The organism is Arthrobacter jinronghuae (assembly GCF_025244825.1).
GTDB classification, from domain to species: domain Bacteria; phylum Actinomycetota; class Actinomycetes; order Actinomycetales; family Micrococcaceae; genus Arthrobacter_B; species Arthrobacter_B jinronghuae.
Map to the genome: position 1 here is coordinate 3333076 of NZ_CP104263.1, position 19726 is coordinate 3352801.

Annotated in this window: 18 protein-coding genes; 10 read left to right on the plus strand and 8 right to left on the minus strand. The window is 66.9% G+C overall.

Translation table 11 applies throughout. From position 1 onward, the window contains the following. Positions 1–6: 6 nt before the first annotated feature. The 4 genes from N2K98_RS15690 to uraD are packed head-to-tail and all read right to left on the minus strand — an operon-like array spanning position 7 to position 3313. Complete coding sequence (locus N2K98_RS15690; protein WP_229950771.1) at positions 7–1494, minus strand: nucleobase:cation symporter-2 family protein; 1488 nt, start codon at positions 1492–1494, stop codon at positions 7–9. After that, positions 1494–2444, minus strand: a complete 951-nt coding sequence (pucL, locus tag N2K98_RS15695) for a factor-independent urate hydroxylase (RefSeq protein ID WP_255864711.1) — start codon at positions 2442–2444, stop codon at positions 1494–1496. The genes N2K98_RS15690 and pucL overlap by 1 nt, the downstream gene beginning before the upstream one ends. A 3-nt stretch (positions 2445–2447) precedes the next feature. Beyond that, positions 2448–2789: a hydroxyisourate hydrolase gene (gene uraH, locus N2K98_RS15700; RefSeq protein ID WP_255864710.1), complete on the minus strand. Its 342-nt coding sequence runs from the start codon at positions 2787–2789 to the stop codon at positions 2448–2450. Further along, positions 2786–3313 (minus strand): 2-oxo-4-hydroxy-4-carboxy-5-ureidoimidazoline decarboxylase, encoded by a 528-nt coding sequence (gene uraD, locus N2K98_RS15705; RefSeq protein ID WP_255864709.1) that lies wholly within the window; start codon positions 3311–3313, stop codon positions 2786–2788. Before uraD ends, uraH begins: the two co-directional genes overlap by 4 nt. 238 nt (positions 3314–3551) lie before the next feature. On the opposite strand from uraD, the gene N2K98_RS15710 reads away from it, so the two are divergent. From N2K98_RS15710 to N2K98_RS15740, 7 genes are all read left to right on the plus strand, one after another. Next, complete coding sequence (locus N2K98_RS15710; RefSeq protein ID WP_255864708.1) at positions 3552–4070, plus strand: DUF3995 domain-containing protein; 519 nt, start codon at positions 3552–3554, stop codon at positions 4068–4070. Between the two features lie 299 nt (positions 4071–4369). Beyond that, positions 4370–5524 (plus strand): XdhC family protein, encoded by a 1155-nt coding sequence (locus N2K98_RS15715; protein ID WP_255864707.1) that lies wholly within the window; start codon positions 4370–4372, stop codon positions 5522–5524. 10 nt (positions 5525–5534) lie between these two features. After that, positions 5535–6443 (plus strand): FAD binding domain-containing protein, encoded by a 909-nt coding sequence (locus N2K98_RS15720; RefSeq protein ID WP_255864706.1) that lies wholly within the window; start codon positions 5535–5537, stop codon positions 6441–6443. Beyond that, positions 6440–9304 (plus strand): molybdopterin-dependent oxidoreductase, encoded by a 2865-nt coding sequence (locus N2K98_RS15725; protein WP_255864705.1) that lies wholly within the window; start codon positions 6440–6442, stop codon positions 9302–9304. Before N2K98_RS15720 ends, N2K98_RS15725 begins: the two co-directional genes overlap by 4 nt. A 167-nt stretch (positions 9305–9471) precedes the next feature. Next, on the plus strand, positions 9472–9801 hold the full coding sequence (locus N2K98_RS15730; protein WP_255864704.1) for a trypco2 family protein: 330 nt from the start codon (positions 9472–9474) through the stop codon (positions 9799–9801). A 34-nt stretch (positions 9802–9835) separates the two neighbouring features. Next, complete coding sequence (locus tag N2K98_RS15735) at positions 9836–11956, plus strand: bifunctional trypsin-like peptidase domain-containing/SEL1-like repeat protein (RefSeq protein ID WP_407079993.1); 2121 nt, start codon at positions 9836–9838, stop codon at positions 11954–11956. A gap of 27 nt (positions 11957–11983) precedes the next feature. Next, positions 11984–13222 carry a tetratricopeptide repeat protein gene (locus N2K98_RS15740; protein WP_260553752.1) on the plus strand — a complete coding sequence of 413 codons (1239 nt, stop codon included), beginning with the start codon at positions 11984–11986 and terminating at the stop codon, positions 13220–13222. 295 nt (positions 13223–13517) lie between these two features. On the opposite strand, the gene N2K98_RS15745 is transcribed toward N2K98_RS15740, so the two are convergent. The 4 genes from N2K98_RS15745 to N2K98_RS15760 form a co-directional block, all read right to left on the minus strand. Next, on the minus strand, positions 13518–14402 hold the full coding sequence (locus N2K98_RS15745; RefSeq protein ID WP_255864699.1) for a dihydrodipicolinate synthase family protein: 885 nt from the start codon (positions 14400–14402) through the stop codon (positions 13518–13520). An 11-nt stretch (positions 14403–14413) separates the two neighbouring features. Continuing rightward, positions 14414–14698 carry a hypothetical protein gene (locus N2K98_RS15750; protein ID WP_255864698.1) on the minus strand — a complete coding sequence of 95 codons (285 nt, stop codon included), beginning with the start codon at positions 14696–14698 and terminating at the stop codon, positions 14414–14416. Between the two features lie 63 nt (positions 14699–14761). Further along, positions 14762–15562: a hypothetical protein gene (locus N2K98_RS15755; protein WP_255864697.1), complete on the minus strand. Its 801-nt coding sequence runs from the start codon at positions 15560–15562 to the stop codon at positions 14762–14764. A 182-nt stretch (positions 15563–15744) separates the two neighbouring features. Then, positions 15745–16083, minus strand: coding sequence for a PadR family transcriptional regulator (locus N2K98_RS15760; RefSeq protein ID WP_255864696.1), 339 nt, complete (start codon positions 16081–16083; stop codon positions 15745–15747). Positions 16084–16519: 436 nt separating this feature from the next. Here N2K98_RS15760 and N2K98_RS17245 point away from each other — a divergent pair, with 436 nt between their 5' ends. The 3 genes from N2K98_RS17245 to N2K98_RS15775 all read left to right on the plus strand — a co-directional run bounded on the left by N2K98_RS17245 (position 16520) and on the right by N2K98_RS15775 (position 19566). Next, positions 16520–17311, plus strand: a complete 792-nt coding sequence (locus tag N2K98_RS17245; protein ID WP_308219810.1) for a GNAT family N-acetyltransferase — start codon at positions 16520–16522, stop codon at positions 17309–17311. A gap of 80 nt (positions 17312–17391) precedes the next feature. After that, positions 17392–18633: a glycosyltransferase 87 family protein gene (locus tag N2K98_RS15770; protein WP_255864695.1), complete on the plus strand. Its 1242-nt coding sequence runs from the start codon at positions 17392–17394 to the stop codon at positions 18631–18633. A gap of 120 nt (positions 18634–18753) precedes the next feature. Then, positions 18754–19566, plus strand: a complete 813-nt coding sequence (locus N2K98_RS15775; RefSeq protein ID WP_255796573.1) for a mycofactocin-coupled SDR family oxidoreductase — start codon at positions 18754–18756, stop codon at positions 19564–19566. Positions 19567–19726: the final 160 nt, after the last annotated feature.

Genomic DNA, 19726 nt, shown 5'->3' on the forward strand with positions numbered 1-19726 from the left:
GAGATCCTAATGGGGTTCGGTTCCGGTGGTGGTCAGCGGGATTTCCTGGCCGTCGGCGTCCAGCAGTTTGCCGTCCTGCACATGGTCGCCCTCTTTCAACGCCGCCAGGTTCTCGACGCGCACAATCCGGTCGGCTCCTTCGGCGAAGACGGAGGGGTCCTTCGGGTTACCGGACCGGATGTGGTTGAACAGGATGTTCATCAGGATGGCCATGACGGCGGCGGAGCTGATGCCGGAGTGGAAAATGGTGCCGAACCAGGTGGGGAACCGGTCGTAGAAGGTGGGGGCGGCAATCGGGATCATGCCGAAGCCGATGGACGTGGCAACGATGATGAAGTTCATGTTGTCCCGGTAGTCCACCTTGGCCAGGGTGCGGATGCCGCTGGCCGCCACCGTGCCGAACAGGACAATTCCGGCGCCGCCGAGCACCGGCGTCGGCACCGCCGCCACTACCCGCCCAAGGATCGGCAGCAGGCCAAGGATGACCAGGATCAGCCCGCCGGCGCTGACCACAAAGCGGCTCTTGACTCCGGTGATGGCCACCAGGCCTACGTTCTGGGCGAAGGCGCTCTGCGTGAAGGAGTTGAAGACCGGGGACAGGGCGCTGGAAAGCATGTCGGCCCGCAGGCCGTTGCCGATCCGCTTGGCGTCCACCTTGGTGTCCACGATCTCGCCCACGGCGATGATGTCCGCGGTGGTTTCGGTGAGGGTCACCAGGATGACGATCACCATGGAGATGATGGCCGCCGCCTCGAAGGTGGGCAGCCCGAAGGCGAAGGGCTGTGGGAACGCGAACACGGGTCCGGTGCCCACCCCGGAGAAATCGGCCTTGCCGGTGACGAGGGCGAAGACCGTGCCCAGGACAATGGCAATGAGGATGGACAGCCGGGAAATGGCGGAGCTGCCCAGTTTGCTCAGCAGCAGCACCAGCAGCAGGGTCAGCCCGGCCAGCCCGATGTTGGAGACGCTGCCGTAGTCCGGGGCGGCGCTGCTGCCGCCCATGGCCCAGTTCGCTGCCACGGGCATCAGGGTCAGGCCGATGGTGGTGATGACGACGCCGGTGACCACCGGCGGGAAGAAGCGGATCACCCTGGCGAACACCGGGGTGATCAGCAGCCCGATCAGGGACGCGACGATCACGGCGCCAAAGACGGACTGCAGCCCGCCGCCGCCGTCGAGAATGGCGGTCATGGTGGCCACCCCGGCGAAGGACACACCCTGGACCAGGGGCAGCTGGGAGCCGAAGAACGGGATGCCCACGGTCTGCAGCAGGGTGGCCAGACCGCCGACAAACAGGCAGGCGGCCACCAGCATGCCGACGTCGGTGGGATCCAGGCCGGCGGCGGTGCCGACAATCAGCGGCGGGGCGATAATCCCGCCGTACATGGTCAGTACGTGCTGGAAGCCGTACGCGAACGTGCTGCCCAGCGGCAGCCGGGCATCCTCGGGGCGGGCGGCGGCCCGATCCGGCGCGGCGCGGTGTGCGCGGCTCATCAGCAGAACCCGCCCACGGTGTTCCACACCGGTGCATCCGGGTCCGTGCCCTCGCGGAGCACGGACGCTTCGATCAGTCCGTAGGGCCGGTCCGCGGCGAAGAAGACCTCGTTGGGGTTGTCCAGGCCGAAGGGTGACAGGTCGACGAGGAAATGGTGGTTGTTCGGCAGGGAGAGGCGGACTTCCACGATTTCCGGGTGCGCGGCGATCACGGCTTTGCCCATTTCATACATGCTCTGCTGCAGGGCCAGGGAGTGCGTGGTGGCGAAGGCGTCCAGGAGCAGGGTCCGCGCGGAGGCGTAGAGGGCGTTGAAATCCAGGGCGGTCAGGTCCGCGTCCGGGGCGTAGCGCCACTTGGCCGTGACGTCCGTGGCGAGGATCCGGTCCGTGGTTTCCGCGAGGGTGGTGTACCGGTCGCGCGGGAAACCGTGGAACTCCGATCCGGTGGATTTGAGCACCGTCAGGCCGCTGATCCCCGAGATCAGGTGCTGCTTGCCGGCGGCCGACACCAGGACCGCGGTGCGGATTTCGGATTTGTCCTTGGCGAAGGCGTGGTCATGGTCGCTGATCCGGTTCCAGAAGTACTGCTCCGCGGCCCAGCGTCCGCCGGTGACCCAGCCGAACCCGCCGGTGAAGTGCTGTTCCAGCCGCAGCAGGAACGCCTCGGGCGAGCCGACGCCGTCGCGGGCGAACGCGTAGATGGTGTTCTTCTGCGTGTCCGTGGCCACCACGGAGGAGTTGTCCCCCTGGGTGTGGGCGGCCTCGAAGTCGCCGTGCAGCTGGGAGGTGACGCTGAGGTCCTCCAGCGAGTGACGGGCGGTGTCGCGGGTGACCTTCACCAGCCGGACCTCGGCCTTGCCGTATTGGTTGCGGCCGAGCACGATCTTCGATTCGGGGCTTGCAGCCGTGGCGGTGTTGTCTCCTGCGGGGGCCTGCGTTGCTTCGGTCATGGCTCAGCTTCCTCGGTAGGTGGAGTAGGCAAACGGGCTTAGCAGCAGCGGCACGTGGTAGTGCTGGGCCGGGTCGGTGAGGCTAAAGGTCAGGGAGACGCTGGGGAAAAAGGTCTCCGTTCCGGCGGCGGCAAAGTAGTCGCCGGTGGCGAAGTCGACCCGGTAGGTGCCCGGCTCCAGTTCCGCCGGACCGAGGCTCCCGATCCGGCCGTCCCCGTCCGTGGTTCCCTCCCCCACCCGGGTCTCGCCGCCGTCGCGCAGGGACCAGAGGGAGGCGGCGACGCCGGCGGCGGGCCTGCCGGCGGCAGTGTCCAGGATGTGGGTGGTGACATGGCTGCGGGTCATGCGTTCAGCAGTCCTTCGAGTCGGAGGATGGCAATGTCGCGCAGCTGGGCTGCAATGACGGGGAGTTCTTCGGCGTCGGTGTTCTGCAGCCGTTCTTCGAGGACGGCCAGGATTTCCTCCGCAGTGCGGCCGGCGGCACGGATGAGGAATACGCGGCCGAACCGGTCTTCGTACGCCCGGTTGCCGGCCTGCAACCGGTCCTGGATTCCGTCGAGTCCACTCACGGACGCCTGCTCGCTGCGGGAGAAGCTGGCTTCAGTGCCGGTGCCGGCGGCACGGTCACCGATACGCGGGTGGTGGGCCAGGGCGGCGTCAATCTCTGCCTGGGTGAAATCAGGGGCGGCCAATTCGGCGAAACTCAGCAGCTCTCCTGGGGTTGTGAACGGTCGGGCGGCAGCTACCTCGTTGCACCAGCGGGGAACGTCCAGGCAGGGCCGCAGCATCGCTTCGGCATCCGGCCGGGACGCTGCATTGAAGGCGGCAAGGAAATCCGCTGCTTCTGGGGGCGTGTCTTCTGGGGGCACGGGTGTCAGCTTTCAGTCAGAGCTCATCCGCCGCCGGCGCTGGACACCCTTGACCATCGGCGACGCCGACTTGATTCGATGTTCCGGAACGGAATTTATATTTGGGTCAGTCTGTGCGCCCCCGCAGTATCTGTCAAGGAACTGTTCGTTATTAAACCCGGAGTATTACCGGAGGTTAATTTGCGCGCTCTTCCGCAGGCACTTCCCGTACGGCGGACCGGCTTCCAAAATGGCTTACATGGACTCCTCCGTTGAACGGAAGGCAGGCCGTCGGCAGGCTCCGACCGGGCTCAGCCGCGCCTGTCTTTGGACGGCATGCGCAGCCGGGCTGCTGCACGCCGCGTTCAGCCTCTACTGGGCGCTGGGCGGACGCTGGCTGCTGGATACCGTGGGGCAGTGGGCCGTGCAGGAATCCACAGAAGCGCCGTTGCGGGCCGGGCTGCTGCTGGGAGCCGTGGCCGCCTTCAAGGCGGCGGCCGCACTGGTTCCCACGGCGGCGGCGTACGGCCGGGTGCCGTGGCCGGGCCTCTGGCGGACGGTGAGCTGGATCGGTGCCGTGGTGCTGGTGCTGTACGGGGGTGCGAACACAGTGGTCAGCAATGCCGTGCTGGCCGGGCTGATCCGCCCGGAGACCGGGTATAACCGCATGGCGACGATCGGGCATGCCTGGCTCTGGGACCCGCTGTTCCTGCTGTGGGGTGCGGCCCTGCTCGGCTACCTCGTGCTGTCCCGTGCCGTCCCGCGCCGGACGGGATAACCACCGGGAACGCGCCCGCTGAGGGAGAACACGCCATTTCCGGCAGAGTATCCCGCCGGAAAGAACCGCGTGGTACGCTTCCCTGCAATTACCGGAGACCTTGGGGTTTTTGAACCGGTTTTGGGTGCCGGAAACATTCTTTTGCGGCCGTCGGATACAAAGTAATGAGCTTTTGAAATGTTTCATTGTTTTGCGGATTTAAGGCCCCTGCCAGTCATTTCCCGCAGGGGGAACTCACCGCTTTGGTTACTGGGCTAACCGGTGGCGGTTGCCGCCGGGTTGCCGGAGGGTAGGCCGCAGTGTTGGACGTGTTGGAGGAGCTGGCCGCCGCCACGGCCGGCGGTATTCCCTGCGCCGCGGCGACGATCGTCCGCGCCTCCGGCTCCGTTCCCCGGCCCGCCGGAACCACCATGCTGGTCAGCGGCACCGGGGCGATTTCCGGTTCCCTCTCGGGCGGCTGTGTGGAGGCCGCCGTCGTCACCGCGGCCGAGGACGTCCTCGCCGACGGCCGTCCGCGGTTCGAGTCCTTCGGCTACAGCGACACCGATGCGTTCGCCGTCGGACTCAGCTGCGGCGGCACCTTGGAGGTGTTTATCGCTCCCGTCCTCCCCGGGACTGTCCCGGCCGTCCCGGACGCCGGCACGCCCTGTGCACTGCTCCGGCGGATTGACGACGGCGCGGCTTCCGTTCCGCTGCTAATCCAGGACCCGGCAGAGGCCACGCCTGCGGGTCTGCTTACCGCCCACGGCCCCGCGCTGGCCGCGATGCTCGGCGTCGACCCGGCGCGTGCCGCAGCCCGCCTCGCTCCGCTGCTGGCGGCCGGCCGCACCGGCGTCGTCGAGCTGGGGGAATCCGGCGGGCCGGAGTGCGACGGCGGCAGCGCCGTCCTGTTCCTGGAGTCCCGGCTGGCGCCGCCGCGGCTGGTGCTCATCGGCGCCAACGACTTTTCCGCGGCCCTTGCCCGGCAGGGACGGATGCTCGGCTACCACGTGACCATCTGCGACGCACGGGCTGCGTTCACCAATCCGAGCCGTTTTCCCGACGCCCACGAGGTGCACGTGCAGTGGCCGGACTCCTACCTGCGCGGGGAGGCAGCGGCGGGGCGGCTGGACGCCCGCACCGTGGTCTGCGTGCTCAGCCACGACGCCAAATTCGACGTTCCGGTCCTGGCCGATGCCCTGCGCCGGGAGCTGGCCTTTGTCGGGGCAATGGGGTCGCGCCGGACCCACGACGCCCGGCTGGCCGCCCTGCGTACGGCCGGGCTGACCGGACCCGAGGTGGCGAAGCTGCACTCCCCCATCGGGCTCGATATCGGCGCCGCCACCCCCGAGGAGACCGCGGTGTCCGTTTTCGCGGAGATCGTGGCCGCCCGGTCCGGAGCAGCCGCCAGCGGACAACCGCTGCGCGACGTTTCCGGCCCCATCCATCCGACCAACCGGCTCCGCGCCAGCTGAGGAAACCCCTATGGACCTGCCCACCGTTTCCGAGCTGATCCGCACCGCGGACCCGCAGCAGTGGCGTCCCGGCGACGCCTGGCTCGCCGGCGGCACCGTGCTGTTCTCCTACGGCAGCGAGACCCTGCAGCGGCTGCTGGATGTCACGGCCGCCGGCTGGGAACCGCTGGTGATGAACGACGACGGACTCGAGATCGCCGCCACCTGTACCATCGCCGAACTGTATGCCTTCCCGGACGCCGCACCGCCGCAGTTGCGTCAGGCGTGGCCGGCACTGGACCTGGTGCAGCCGTGCTGCGACGCCTTCGTGGCCTCCTTCAAGGTCTGGAACGTGTCCACCGTGGGCGGGAACATCTGCACGGGCCTCCCCGCCGGGCCCATGACCTCGCTGACCGCGGCGCTGGACGGCGTCGCCCTGATCCACTCCCCCGGCAGCACCTCCCGCCGGGTGCCGGTGGCCGAACTCGTGACCGGCGACGGGCGTACCGCGCTGGCGCCGGGCGAACTGCTGCGCAGCATCTGGCTTCCCGCTGCCTCGCTGCGAGCGCGCACCGCATTCCGGCGGCTCTCGCTGACCAACCTGGGCCGGTCCGGGGTGCTGCTGATCGGCCGAACCGACGAAGACGGCTGCTTTGTCCTCACCGTCACTGCAGCCACGAAACGTCCGGTCCAGCTGCGCTTCCCCGCTGTGCCCGACGCCGCCGGACTGCGGGCCGGGCTGGAGGAGGCGATCGACGCCAGGCTCTGGCACGACGACGTGCACGGGCTGCCCGAATGGCGGCAGGACATGACCTACCGCTTGGCGGAGGAAGTCCGGGCGGAACTCGCCGCACCCGCGCCGGCTTCCGCCGCGGTTTCCGCACCGGCTTCCGCACCCGCATCCGCACCCGCACCCGCACCAAAGGACGGTTCCCTGTGACCTACCGGATCAACAACGCCGAGGTGGAGGCTTCCCCCTTCCCCGGCCAGTGCCTGCGCACCTTCCTGCGCGAACAGGGCAACCTGGGCGTCAAAAAGGGCTGCGACGCCGGCGACTGCGGCGCGTGCACGGTGCATGTGGACGGCAAGCCCGTGCACAGCTGCATCTACCCCGCGGTCCGGGCCGAGGGACGGGAGATCACCACCGTCGAGGGACTGGCCGACGGCGCGGGGCCGGCCGACCGTGGTGGCGTGGCCGACGTCGCGTCGCTCCATCCGATGCAGCAGCAGTTCCTGGACGCGCAGGGCTTCCAGTGCGGGTTCTGCACCGCGGGCATGGTGATGACCGCCGCGACCTTCGACGAGCAGCAGAAGGAGAACCTGCCCCGGAACCTCAAGGGCAACCTCTGCCGCTGCACCGGCTACCGGAGCATAGAGGATGCCGTCTGCGGGCACCGGCACACCGAAACGAGCACCGCTGACAGCGATCCATCCTCCGACGGAGCGCACACGGCGAACCCCGCCCCGACCGTCGGCGCCAGGACCGTCGGCGCCAACGTGGCCGCTCCGGCCGGACCGGACATCGTCACCGGCCGCGCCCGCTACACCCTGGATGTCCCGGCGGAGGACCTGCCCGGACTGCTGCACCTGAAGATCCTGCGCTCCCCGCACGCCCATGCCCGGATCCTGTCCATTGATGCGAGCGCCGCGCTGGCCGTGCCCGGCGTCGAAGCGGTGCTCACCCACGAAGATGCCCCGGACCAACTCTTCTCCACCGCCCAGCACGAACTGCACACCGACGATCCCGACGACACCCGGGTCCTGGACAACGTTGTCCGGTTCCGCGGCCAGCGGGTGGCCGCCGTCGTCGCCGACACCGTGGGGGCCGCGGCCGAAGGCGTACGTGCGCTGAAGGTGGAATACGAGCTGCTGCCCGCAGTCCTGGACCCCGAGGCGGCTCTGGCGCCCGGCGCCCCGGAGGTCCATCCCGGCACCGCCGACAACGTCGTGGCGGAACTGCACTCCGAGGTCGGCGACCTCGCTGCCGGACTCGCGGCGGCCGACGTCGTGCACGAGAACACCTACTACAGTCAGCGCCTGCAGCACGTGGCGCTGGAGACGCACGGCTCGATCGCGTACTTCGATGAGCTGGGCCGGCTGGTGGTGCGGACCTCCACGCAGGTGCCGTTCCTGGTCCGGCGGACGCTGTGCCGGGTCTTCGGGCTGAAGCTTGCCTCGGTGCGCGTGCTCGCCGGCCGGGTGGGCGGCGGGTTCGGCGGCAAGCAGGAAGTGCTCACCGAGGACCTCGCCGCGCTGGCCGCGCTGAAACTGAACCGCCCGGTGCAGCTGGAACTGACCCGCGAGGAGCAGTTCACCGCCACCACCACCCGGCACCCCTTCGCCGTGAAGGTCCGGGCCGGCGCTGCGGCGGACGGCACTCTGACCGCGCTGGCCCTGGATGTCACCGCCAACACCGGGGCCTACGGCAACCACGCCCCCGGCGTGATGTTCCACGGCTGCGGAGAATCCGTGGCCGTCTACCGGTGCGCCAACAAGAAGGTAGATGCCCGCTCCGTCTACACCAACACGCTGCCCTCCGGGGCGTTCCGCGGCTACGGGCTGAGCCAGATGATCTACGCGATCGAGTCCGCCATGGACGAACTCGCCCGCGGCCTGGGCATGGATCCGCTGGACTTCCGGCGCCGCAACGTGGTGGCGCAGGGTGACCGCATGGTCTCCACCGCCCCCGAACCTGCCGAAGACGTGCATTACGGCAGCTACGGCCTCGACCAGTGCCTGGAGCTGGTCTCGACTGCCCTGGCCGCGGGGCGGCAACAGCCGGAGACCTCCGGCGCGGAGCTTTCCGTTTCGTCCGACGACGGCGGCGGGTGGTTGCTGGGCGAGGGCACCGCCGTCGCCATGATCGACACCGTGCCGCCGCGCGGGCACATCAGCCACGCAAAGATCTCCCTCCGCGGGGACGGCCGGTACGGGCTCGACGTCGGCACCGCCGAGTTCGGCAACGGCACCACTACCGTGCACGCGCAGCTGGCCTCGACGGCGCTGCACACCACCGCGGACCGGGTGGTGATCCGGCAATCGGACACGGATCTGGTGGATCACGACACCGGCGCGTACGGCTCCACCGGCACCGTGGTGGCGGGCAAGGCGTCGCTGGCTGCAGCGGAGGAACTGGCCACCCTGCTCAAGGGCTTCGCCGCGTCCCTGTTTAGCCACACCTCGGCGCAGGTGCACCTGTTGGCGGACGCCGTGGAGTGCGGCGGCGAGCGGATACCGCTGGCCGACGTCGCCGCCCGGGCCCGCGAGGAAGGCATCGACCTGTCTGCGGAGGGCCGGTGGGGCGGCACCCCGCGGTCGGTCGCCTTCAACGTGCAGGGCTTCCGGGTGGCGGTGCATGCCGGGACCGGGGAGATCCGGATCCTGCAGAGCGTGCACGCCGCGGACGCCGGCGTCGTCGTCAATCCGATGCAGTGCCGCGGCCAGATCGAGGGCGGAATCGCCCAAGCCCTCGGGGCGGCGTTGTTCGAGGAGGTGCGGATTGACGCAGAGGGCACGGTGGAGACCCGGATCCTGCGCCAGTACCACGTCCCCACGTTCGCCGACGTGCCGCGCACGGAGATCTTCTTTGCAGAGACGGACGATTCGCTGGGCCCGATGGGCGCCAAGTCCATGAGCGAAAGCCCGTTCAACCCCGTGGCTCCGGCCCTGGCCAATGCCCTCCGGGATGCCACCGGAATCCGGTTTACCCGGACGCCGTTTGCCCGGGATCGGGTCTATCTGGGGCTGCGGGCTGCGCGGGTTCCGGCGGAGCGGGAGTCTGCGCCAGCTTCTTCGGTGTAGGGCTGGTTTTCCCTCGACAATGCGGCAGCACAACAGCGGCCGCATGGCCGTGCCCGGCTACTCAGCGGTATTCAGCCCCTTTTCATGATTCACGGTTGTTGTCCCCCGCAAGGGTGCTCATACTTCTTCTCGTCAGAATGCCCTGGCCAAAGGCGAGGAGATACCAAATGAGCAACGGCGCTGTGGTCGGCCTGGCAGACGGAATAGACGCTCTGCGGACCGAACTCATGGACGCAGCCGTCCGCGGCTGGGACCAGGAAATGAAATTCTCCATGGAACCGGTCGAACTGACCGTGCAGGTCGCTGTGACCAGAGACGTCAACGGAAAAATCGGTTGGAATATTTTCGAGATCGGCGGAAAGTATGAGCAGGTCGGGACGCAGACGCTGACCCTGAAACTGACCCCGCTCTGGAAACAGGAAGACGGGTCATTCACCTCGGATTTCAGCATTGCTTCATCTGCTTCTTCGGAAGATACGGTGGGACCCCACAAATGAACGCCTCGTTTACCCAACACCTCCTGGATTAGCGATGCCATACAGTGGCGACGGACTTCAGGGCGTCCCCAAGAACCGCGTGGTCATGGTCGTAATCACTTTTACGGACGGGAGCCAGCAATCCGGCTCAGGCTTCTTAGTCACCGGAAGGAAAGTTCTTACTGCAGAACACTGCACCCGGGACATCAGTACAAAACAACGCCAAGTACGTGAAGTACGGGTGCTCCGTGCCAGCGATGGGGCCGCTGCCTCCGTCACGGGGGCAACGACGTCCAGGGAACTGGATGTGGCAGTCCTCGAACTTAGCGATGAGGCACCGTGGGACTCCGAGTTTCCTAAGGTCCTCTTTGCCCGTGCCAGACGGGAGCACTCAGGGATGTTGGAGGACTGTGAAGCGATCGGCTATCCGCTGTTTCAACGCGACCCCGACAAACGCACGCGGGACACCGGTGAAGTGCACGGGACCATCTACCTCACAGATGAAGCTGAGTCGGGGAGGTTCCTCATGCGAGAACCGCGCATCTCCCCAGGAGCCATGTCAGGCGGAGAGGTTGGAAGCACCGGGGAACTCGAGCTCGGTCGTTCCCCGTCCCCGTGGGGCGGCTATTCCGGGGCGCTGCTCTTCTACTCCGGGCGGGCAATCGGAGTGGTGGTCGAACATCATCCACGGCAGGGAGATTCAGCTCTGCGCGCCATTTCCTTCGACAGGATTGCCGAAGACGCGGAGACCAACCGGGAAGCGCACGCGGTCTCCGAGGCCTTGGGATTACCAGACCGGAATAAGATGGTTGGGGTTTCCACGGAATCAGGGCAACCGCTGGCCGGCTTGGTGGAATTGCTGGACGGCGACGACTTGCCTCTCATGAGCAACCTGACTCCTTACCGCATGGGTGCCACAGCCACCCGGTACAGCAGCCTGGACAACTCTCAGGGGCAGGATCCCTATGTGCCGCGGACCTTCCAGGACCTGGACACACGGCTACAGGCGGCACTGACACCGGGGGAAATGGTGCTAATAGTGGGGCCCTCCAAAGCTGGCAAGACCCGGTCCGCCTATGAAGCCCTCCGGGAACGTTGGCCGCAGGCACACTTAGCCGCGCCGGAGCGGACGGCTCTGACTGCCTTGGTAAGGCACCCCCGACTACGCATGAGCACTGACCCTGTCATCGTATGGTTGGACGACCTTCAGGACTATCTCAACGTCACGGCTCCACTCACCCCAGCCCTGTTGGCCGAACTCTTCACCCGGCCGGGTCCAACGCTGGTCGTAGCCACCCTGCGCACCGAGGAGAGAATTCTTCTGGCAGGTCCCGAAGGCGAGTTGACGCGCAATGTGCGGCAACTAATGCGTGAAGCTGTGGAACTAGAGCTGGGACCCACCAATCAGGACGCGGTAGAGCAGTCAGCGGCGCACGCCCTCTACCCGGAGGAGGACCTCTCACACTTCGGACTGGCTGAACAACTTGCCGGTGCTCCCGCCCTACTTCAGCAATACCGAGACGCGCGGGATGGACAACCCCTATTTCATGCCGTCATCCAGTCAGCCGTTGATTGGACCCGAGCGGGCATGCCCGGCCCGGTCCCGGAAACGGAGCTGGCGGACTTGGCTACTCAGATGTTGCTCCGGGACCGGCCGGACATCCGGGTAACCCGTAAAAACATCTGCAAGCAAATCGAAAGGGCGGGCACTCCACCCAAAGGCGCCGGTAGGGTTGCCGCCCTTCAGACTGTTTGGATGCGTCATGAAACTCAAGGGATGCGGGGCTACCACCCGTTCTCCTACCTCGTCGCTGCAGATGATGACCAGATGAGCGGCGCTCGCGCAATTCCAACCGACTTCTGGAGGGGCGTCCTTGGAAGAGCTGACGATGAAGCAGCTTTTGAAGTGGGGTTTTCCGCATACCAACGCGATGCTATAGATATCGCTGTTCAAGCGTGGAAACTCTCCGCCAATGCCGGCGAGACGAATGCCATGAACAACCTCGGCGTCCTCCTGAGCGAGCGATTGGATCCGCCGGACCTGGACGGCGCCCGCCACTGGTACACACAAGCCGCCAACGCCGGCCAGACGAGTGCCATGAACAACCTCGGCGTACTACTGAGCCACCTACTGGATCCCCCGGAACTGGACGGCGCCCGCCACTGGTACACATAAGCCGCCAACGCCGGACACACGGATGCCATGGTCAACCTCGGCGTACTACTGAGCCACCTACTGGATCCTCCGGATCCAGATGGCGCCCGCCACTGGTACACACAAGCCGCCAACACCGGCAATACGAATGCCATGAACAACCTCGGAACCCTGCTTGTGGGTGTTGACCCTCCCGACCCGGACGGCGCCCGCCACTGGTACACACAAGCTGCCAACGCCGGAGACACCAAATCCATGTACAACCTCGGGAACCTCCTTGCGGGTACGGATCCGCCGGACCTAAACGGGGCTCGCCACTGGTACACACAAGCCGCCAACACCGGCAATACGGATGCCATGTACAACCTCGGCATATTGCTAAGCCACCGGTCGGATCCGCCGGACGTGGACGGCGCCCGCCACTGGTACACGCAAGCCGCCAACACCGGACACACGGATGCCATGGTCATCCTCGGGAACCTCCTTGCGGGTATGGACCCGCCCGACCTGGACGGCGCCCGCCACCAGTACACACAAGCCGCCAACACCGGCAATACGGATGCCATGATCAACCTCGGCGTCCTCCTGAGCGAGCGATTGCATCCGCCGGACCTGGACGGCGCCCGCCACTGGTACACACAAGCCGCCAACACCGGACACACGGATGCCATGGTCATCCTCGGGAACCTCCTTGCGGGTATGGACCCGCCCGACCCGGACGGCGCCCGCCACTGGTACACACAAGCCGCCAACGCCGGACACACCGGCGCCATGTTCATTCTCGGGAACCGGCTTGTGGTGATGAATCCACCGGACACTGGCGGCGCCCGCCATTGGTACACACAAGCCGCCAACGCCGGCAATACCGATGCCATGGTCAACCTCGGCTTACTACTGAGCCAGCTAATGGACCCCCCGGACTTGGACGGCGCCCGCCACTGGTACACACAAGCCGCCAACGCCGGACACACCGGCGCCATGTTCATTCTCGGGAACCGGCTTGTGGTGATGAATCCACCGGACACTGGCGGCGCCCGCCATTGGTACACACAAGCCGCCAACGCCGGCAATACCGATGCCATGGTCAACCTCGGCGTACTGCTGAGCCAGCTAATGGACCCCCCGGACTTGGACGGCGCCCGCCACTGGTACACACAAGCCGCCAACGCCGGCAATACCGATGCCATGGCCAACCTCGCCATACTTCTTGAAACCCGGTTGGACCCTCCCTATCTGGACGGCACCCGCCACGGGTACACACAAGGCCATAAAAAAGAAGAAGAGTGAGTTGCTATCGCTGCACCGGCCGACGTCGAAATCACCACGCCTACTCCCGCCGAAGCGGCCCTGGCAGTGAAGTATTACAACTGCTCCCTCGAAACCGGCGTGCGGGACGAATTCGACGCACTGATCCTTGAGTCCAAGAAGGAAGTTGTCGCCGAGCACGCCGCAGAACTGGAGGGATCCCCCCCCCCCCCCGGATCGCCGAGCTCGCCGCCACCGCCGGCGAAGTCATCTCCCGTTAGTCCCTGGTGCCGGGGCTCGACCGAGCTGCGGGCACCGGCGTCGGTGGTTGCACCCGCTAGGCAGGATCCAAGTCGCTGAGCCTCAGGGCGACCCGACCCTGCACTCCTTCGCTAAGCGGCCGCAGAGGGGCCGGCAGATTGTCCCTCGGCAGCAGGCCCAGCTCCGCGGCAATTGCGGAGGTCACCCGCAGGCTGCCGAACTGCCGGAACAATTCCCAGACCGGTGCCAGCTGCGCCGACAAACGCCGGGAGGTCTCGGCGTCGCCGGTCTGCGCGGCGCGGGCGATGGCGAGCGCCAGATCCGGCAGGGTGCCGCCCAGCACGCTGAACCACACGTCCGCGCCGGCGAGCAGTGCGGGGGCGGCAAACTCGTCGCCGCTGACTCCCAGGGCCACATTGGCGGGCAGCGCGGCCCGCACCTCCCGGATCCGCCGCTCCGCTTCGTCAACGGGCCGGGGCGGAATCTTCACCGCCTCCACCTGCGGCAGGGCACCGAGCCGGGCATAGAACTCGTCCGTGAACGTGAACCGGGTGGTGGTGGGATTGTCATAGATGCAGATGGGCACCGAACTGGCGGCGGAGACGGCCTCGAACAGGCCGGCCACCTCGTCCTCGGTCAGAGGCTGGTAGGACACCGGCGCGAGTAGCAGGCCGGCGGCACCGGCGTTCTGGGCATCCTCCGCTCCGCGCAGGACATCGGAGGTCCGCAGCGCTCCGATCCCTACGATCACGGGCACCGCCCCGGCCGCCTGCACCGCGGCCGTTGCCACCCGGCGTCGTTCCTCGCGGGACAGATAGGCGTAACTTCCGGTGGAGCCCAAAGCACCGATGGAATCCACCCCGGCCGCCACCGCGCGGCGGACCAGCGCGGCAAACAGGTCCTCATTCACCGTGTCGTTGATAACGGGTGTCAGGGGAAAGGCGGACAGACCTGTGAACACGGGACCTCGTTTCAGCGTGGGGAAACCGACCGGCCCAGCACATCATGTGTGCGCACGGCCGCGGCGGTGGCACGCCGATGTCCGGCCGGGCCGGCCAGCACCAGGGTGGCCAGGACCATCGCCGCGCCCAGGCACTGGCCCGGACTGAGGACCTGCCCGGCGAGCAGCCAGTGCCCGGGATCCCATGCCGTCCTGGAATCGGTGATGAAGGGATAGGGTCCGCCCAGGGGGTCGACGGCGGGCGGATCCCTGCGGTCTGTCCGGATCCCTGCGCCGCGCGGCGCAGGGATTGCCACAAACCGCAGGATTTTTGCCAAACCGCAGGGAATCGCCCAGATTCCATGCCTCCGCTTTCCCGGTTAGGTGGCAGGTGTGGCATCCCTGCCCGGGAAGCTCAGCACGGGCCGCTTCCAGGCCGCCCACGCACTGAGGACGCCAATCAACGAGCAACCGACGTAGAAGATTTCGGGCTGTATCCCGACCAGTCCGATAGTGCTGTTGCCCCCAAGCATCAGGAACATGCCCGAAAGCGGGAGGGACATCAGGGGGATGAGGACAAGGCAAGCCCAGGGTCGCGCCTTCGGCCCGGCAGCGGCCAGAAGCGCGGCAAGGACCACCAGCTCCAGAGCCCACCAGGCCAACCGTTGGTCGTTTATGAGGAAAGGGCCACCCCAGAAGGTGCGCTGCGCCCCGCCGCCTTGAAGATAGCTGGTGAGGGTGAAGAAAACGCCAAGTACGGGCGCGCCGATGAGTACAACCTTTCGGAGCACGGGAGTCCGGATGGGGTCACCGGACAACGCCAGCAGGCCCGTTACGCCAAAGAAGGCAAAAACCAGCGGATGAACGGGGATAGGTGGATCCGTAACTCCGAGGATGACCGCCAGGGCGACGCTTGCAGCGACGGAAGCCAGCTGCAGTCCTATGGCAGTAGTGCGTCGTCCGAATGCCCGGGCTCCGAACGCAACGATGGTCAGGATAAAAACGATGACTGCGGGAGTGGTGAACGCCCCGAACGGATGATCCACCAGGTTGTAGCTGTTCCAGCGGAACCACCGTCCCACCTCGCCGAGGACCATCATCACCAGTGCGAGCGCGGTACCGGAGATAGCCCCGACGGCAGCCATCCGGTCCCGACGGCGACTCGGCAGGACCTGGTTCACACGTGCAAGTGTTCCGTGCAAGACCATTTGTAAAAGTTCCAAGCGGGTTGGCTTCCCTCTCCCCTCACCCGCCGCGACATCAAGCATCACACCCAGGAATTCCTCGCCGTGCCGCGCGCGCCAGCCGGCAGGGTAGGCGCGCAGTGCCCGTCGATACCTCTCCTCCATTGCAGCTGATCCGTTCATGCCAGCGCCCCCTTGGTCCTGATGCGTAGGCTCTGCCGGGCGGCAGCTGCGGCGGCCACCATCCGGTCCGCCTCCCTGTTTAATGCGTCGGCTCCGTCGTCCGTCAGTGCGTAGTACCGGCGAAGCCGTCCCGCCACTACTTCCTCGCCGGCGTCCTGCACCAGACCCTCCTCCTGAAGGCGGTCCAATGTCGTATAGAGGCTGCCGGGCTTGAGCGACACCCTCCCGCCGGAAAGCTTCTTGGTTTCCGTCAGCAGGGAGTAGCCGTGGTGCCTGCCCTTGGCTAAGGCTGTCAGGATCAGGAAGGTCGGTTCGCGCATCTCTCGGGTGCTCATGGAAGCAATATATGTATATGACATGAGTATGGCAAGGACTTTCGGCCGCGATCACGACGTCCGAATCCCTGCGGTTTGTCCGGATCCCTGCGCCGCGCAGCGCAGGGATTGCCACAAACCGCAGGGTTTTTCCCAAACCGCAGGGAATCTCGCCCGGATCGCCGAGTTGCGCTGCCGCACGGGAGGTCACTTGCCACAAACCGCAGGGAATCGGGACCCGCAAGCCCTGGCAGCGGTGCAGCAACCGCGACCCAGCTTGCCGGTGTCCGCCGTCACGGCGGGCACCGGTTAGACTCTGGCTGAGAAGACGCGGCGGGTGCCACCAGCTGCAACGCGGCGGGTCGCCGACGCCGCCCCCTGCCGGGGCAGGCAACAGCACTTCGTCCCTAAAACACCCCGGAGCCCCGTCTCCGTTTCAAAGCTGGAAGAAGTAGAAATGCCCGGTTCCACCCCTACCCCGCCGCCGATCCGGCTTCCGGGTCCGGTGCCGTTCACAGGTGCGGGCCAGCAGGCGACGACGGCGGCCCTGCCCCTTATCCCGGACATCCGCGACACGCATCCCGCCGTCCGGGGCGGGCAGGACGGACCGCCCGCCCTCGATCCGCACCGGGTGAGCGTCCTCCGCGATGATCCGGGCAAAGGGGATGTCCGGGCCCTGCTCGCAGAGAACCGTGATCTGCTGTATCCCGCCGGAACAGTCGCCGCGGGCCTGACTCCGCCGTCCCTTCGGGACCCCTCGGTCACTTTCTGGACGGTCCGGGAAGACGGTGCCCTGCTGGGCTGCGGCGCGTTGAAGGAACTTCCTCCCCTGTTCGGAGGCGCACCGGGTGAATACGGCGAAATCACCTCGATGCGCACGGTCGAGTCTGCCCGCGGCCGGGGTGTTGCCCAGATGCTCCTGCAGCAGATCATCACGAACGCCCGCGCCCGCGGCTACATCGCGTTGCTGCTGGAAACCGGAACACAGGAGTTCTTCGCCTCGTCCCGGCGGCTGTATCAGCGCCACGGTTTCACCGTCTGCCCGCCGTTCGGCACTTACCGCGCCGACCCCAACAGCACCTTTATGTGCCTGAACCTGCGCGCCCCAGCGTCCGGCCCGGCGGAAGCCGCCGCCCCGGACGCAGCCCCGGCGGGCAAGGTCTACGCCAAGCCCGGGACCCTGACGGGGATCCTGGCCGCGCAGCGGGCCCTGGCATCAGCCCCGATTCCGAACCCGAGACGCCGCTAGGGCCCATCTGCCAGGAACGCAGAAGGAACCCCCAGGCCCGGCAACAAGCCGAAGGGACCCCGCCGTCTAAACTGGCAGGCATGGCATTATCAACGGCGGACCCGGCGTCCCGTCCCCGCACCCGGATCCTCTGGCTCGCCCTCGGCCTGCCCGCCGCCCTGGTCCTGGTGGTTCTCGGCGCCCAGATCCACGGGCTGGATTTCACCGTGTACCGCGAAGGGGCCCGGGCCTTCCTGGGCCTGGGCGAGCACCGGCTGTATGACCCGAGCCTGGTCGAAACGGACACCCGCGGCCTGCCGTTCACGTATCCGCCCTTCGCCGCCCTGCTGCTGACGCCGTTCGCGGTTCTCCCCGAGGCCGTGGGGCTGGTCCTGCTGACGGCGACGTCGTGCGCCTGCCTGGTGCTGACCGCCTTCCTGGTTGCGCGCTACCTCACGGAAAACGAGGTGCTGCCGCCGCGGCTGCACACCGCCCTGGGCGGCAGCGCCGGCGTCGCGGTCCTCGCCACCCTGCTGATCGGCGTGCTCGGACCGTGGCGGGAAGGACTGGGCTTCGGCCAGATCAACCCGATGCTGATGCTCCTGATCGTCGCGGACCTGCTCCGGCCGGCGTCGTCAAAGATTCCGCGCGGCATCCTCATCGGGCTCGCCGCCGGCATCAAGCTCACCCCGCTGGCCTTCGGGCTGATCTTCCTGGTCCGCCGCGACTGGCGGGCCATCCTGACGATGGGCGCCACGTTCGCCGCCACTATTGCCGTCGGCTGGCTCGCGTCGCCGGAGCAGTCGCGGACCTTCTGGTTCGACTCGCTCTTCAATTCCGACCGCGTCGGGGACACCACGGACATGTACAACGTGTCGCTGAATTCGCTCCTCGCGCATGTCGGGACACCCGAGGCGCTGCAGCGTCCGCTCTGGCTGCTGGCCTCGGCCGCCGTCGTCGTGCTGGGCTTCTTCGCCATCCGCCGCTCGGACGCGCGCGGTGACACGGTGGCGGCAATCAGCGCGAACGCCGTCGTGATGCTCGCGATCTCGCCGATTTCCTGGTTCCATCACTGGGTCTGGATTGCGCTGGTGCTGCCGGCGCTGTGGGTGGCGGTACGACGACGGCGGGCCGGGGTCCGCGGCGCGGGCATCGCCCTGCTAGTGGTGTTGGTGCCGGTGTTTATGCTGTCCTCGATCACCGTCACCATGATGCTGACCGGCGTCGTCAGCGGCCAGGGCCCGGCGGCGCTGGAGCTGTTCACAAGCCTGGGCGTCGTGCTGCCGGTCGCCGCGCTGGCGTTCTGGGCCACCGCGCCGGTGCCGGCGCGTTCGGCCGGCTAAAAGCGGCCCGGCGAAAATCGAGTACATTCTGCTCCCCACCGGATGGCACCGCATGTTAGCTTGTCGGGCACTGTCGGGAATCAACGGCGTTTCCTGACTCGACGCATGAAGGAGTCCCTCATGGGCAAGCTCGACGGAAAAGTAGCGTTCATCACCGGTGCGGCACGAGGCCAGGGGCGAAGCCACGCCATCAAGCTGGCGGAGGAGGGTGCCGACATCATTGCCGTCGACATCTGCAGTCAAATTGAGTCGGTCGAATACGACATGGCGACCCCGGAGGACCTTGCCGAGACGGTGCGCCTCGTCGAAGCTCTCGACCGCCGGATCTTCGCCCAGCAGGCTGATGTACGCGACCTCGCCGCGCTCGAGAAGGCGGTCAAGGAGGGCGAGGTTACCGTCGGCCCCATCGACATCATCCTGGCCAACGCAGGCATTGCACCTCTCGGACTGAGTGGTGATCGCGAGCAGCCTTTCCTCGATGTCATCGACGTCAACCTCACAGGCGTCTACAACACGGTGATTGCTGCTGTGCCAAACCTCATCGCGAAGCAGGCGGGCTCCATCGTCCTGACGAGTTCCACCCAGGGCCTCAAGGGAACCGGCGGCAACGGTGGAGCCGGAACCGGCTATGCCGCCGCCAAACACGGAGTCGTGGGGCTCATGCGATCGTTCGCCAACTGGCTCAGCCCGCAGAACATTCGCGTCAACTCGATCCACCCGACGGGAGTCGCGACCCCCATGGTCCAGAATCCGGTCCTCGAGAAGCTGTTCGCCGACAACCCGGACAGCGGCGATGCGGTCAAGAACCTGATGCCTGTTCCGTGGGTCGAGGCCATCGATATCTCCAACGCGATTGCTTTCCTGGTGAGCGACGACGCCCGGTATATCACCGGCGTGACTCTCCCCGTGGACGCGGGCTTCAACGCCCGATGAGGCCGAGGGACCCGCGTGTGGAGGAGGCCGGCCGGGCCCTTCGGAGCGGGCCCGGCCGGCCATCCACCGCATGGATACCTGCCATAGGAAAAGAGCGCTTCCACAACTACGTGGTGACGATCACAGTTAGGTTCTGAAAAGCTCCGCACCTAACGATTGT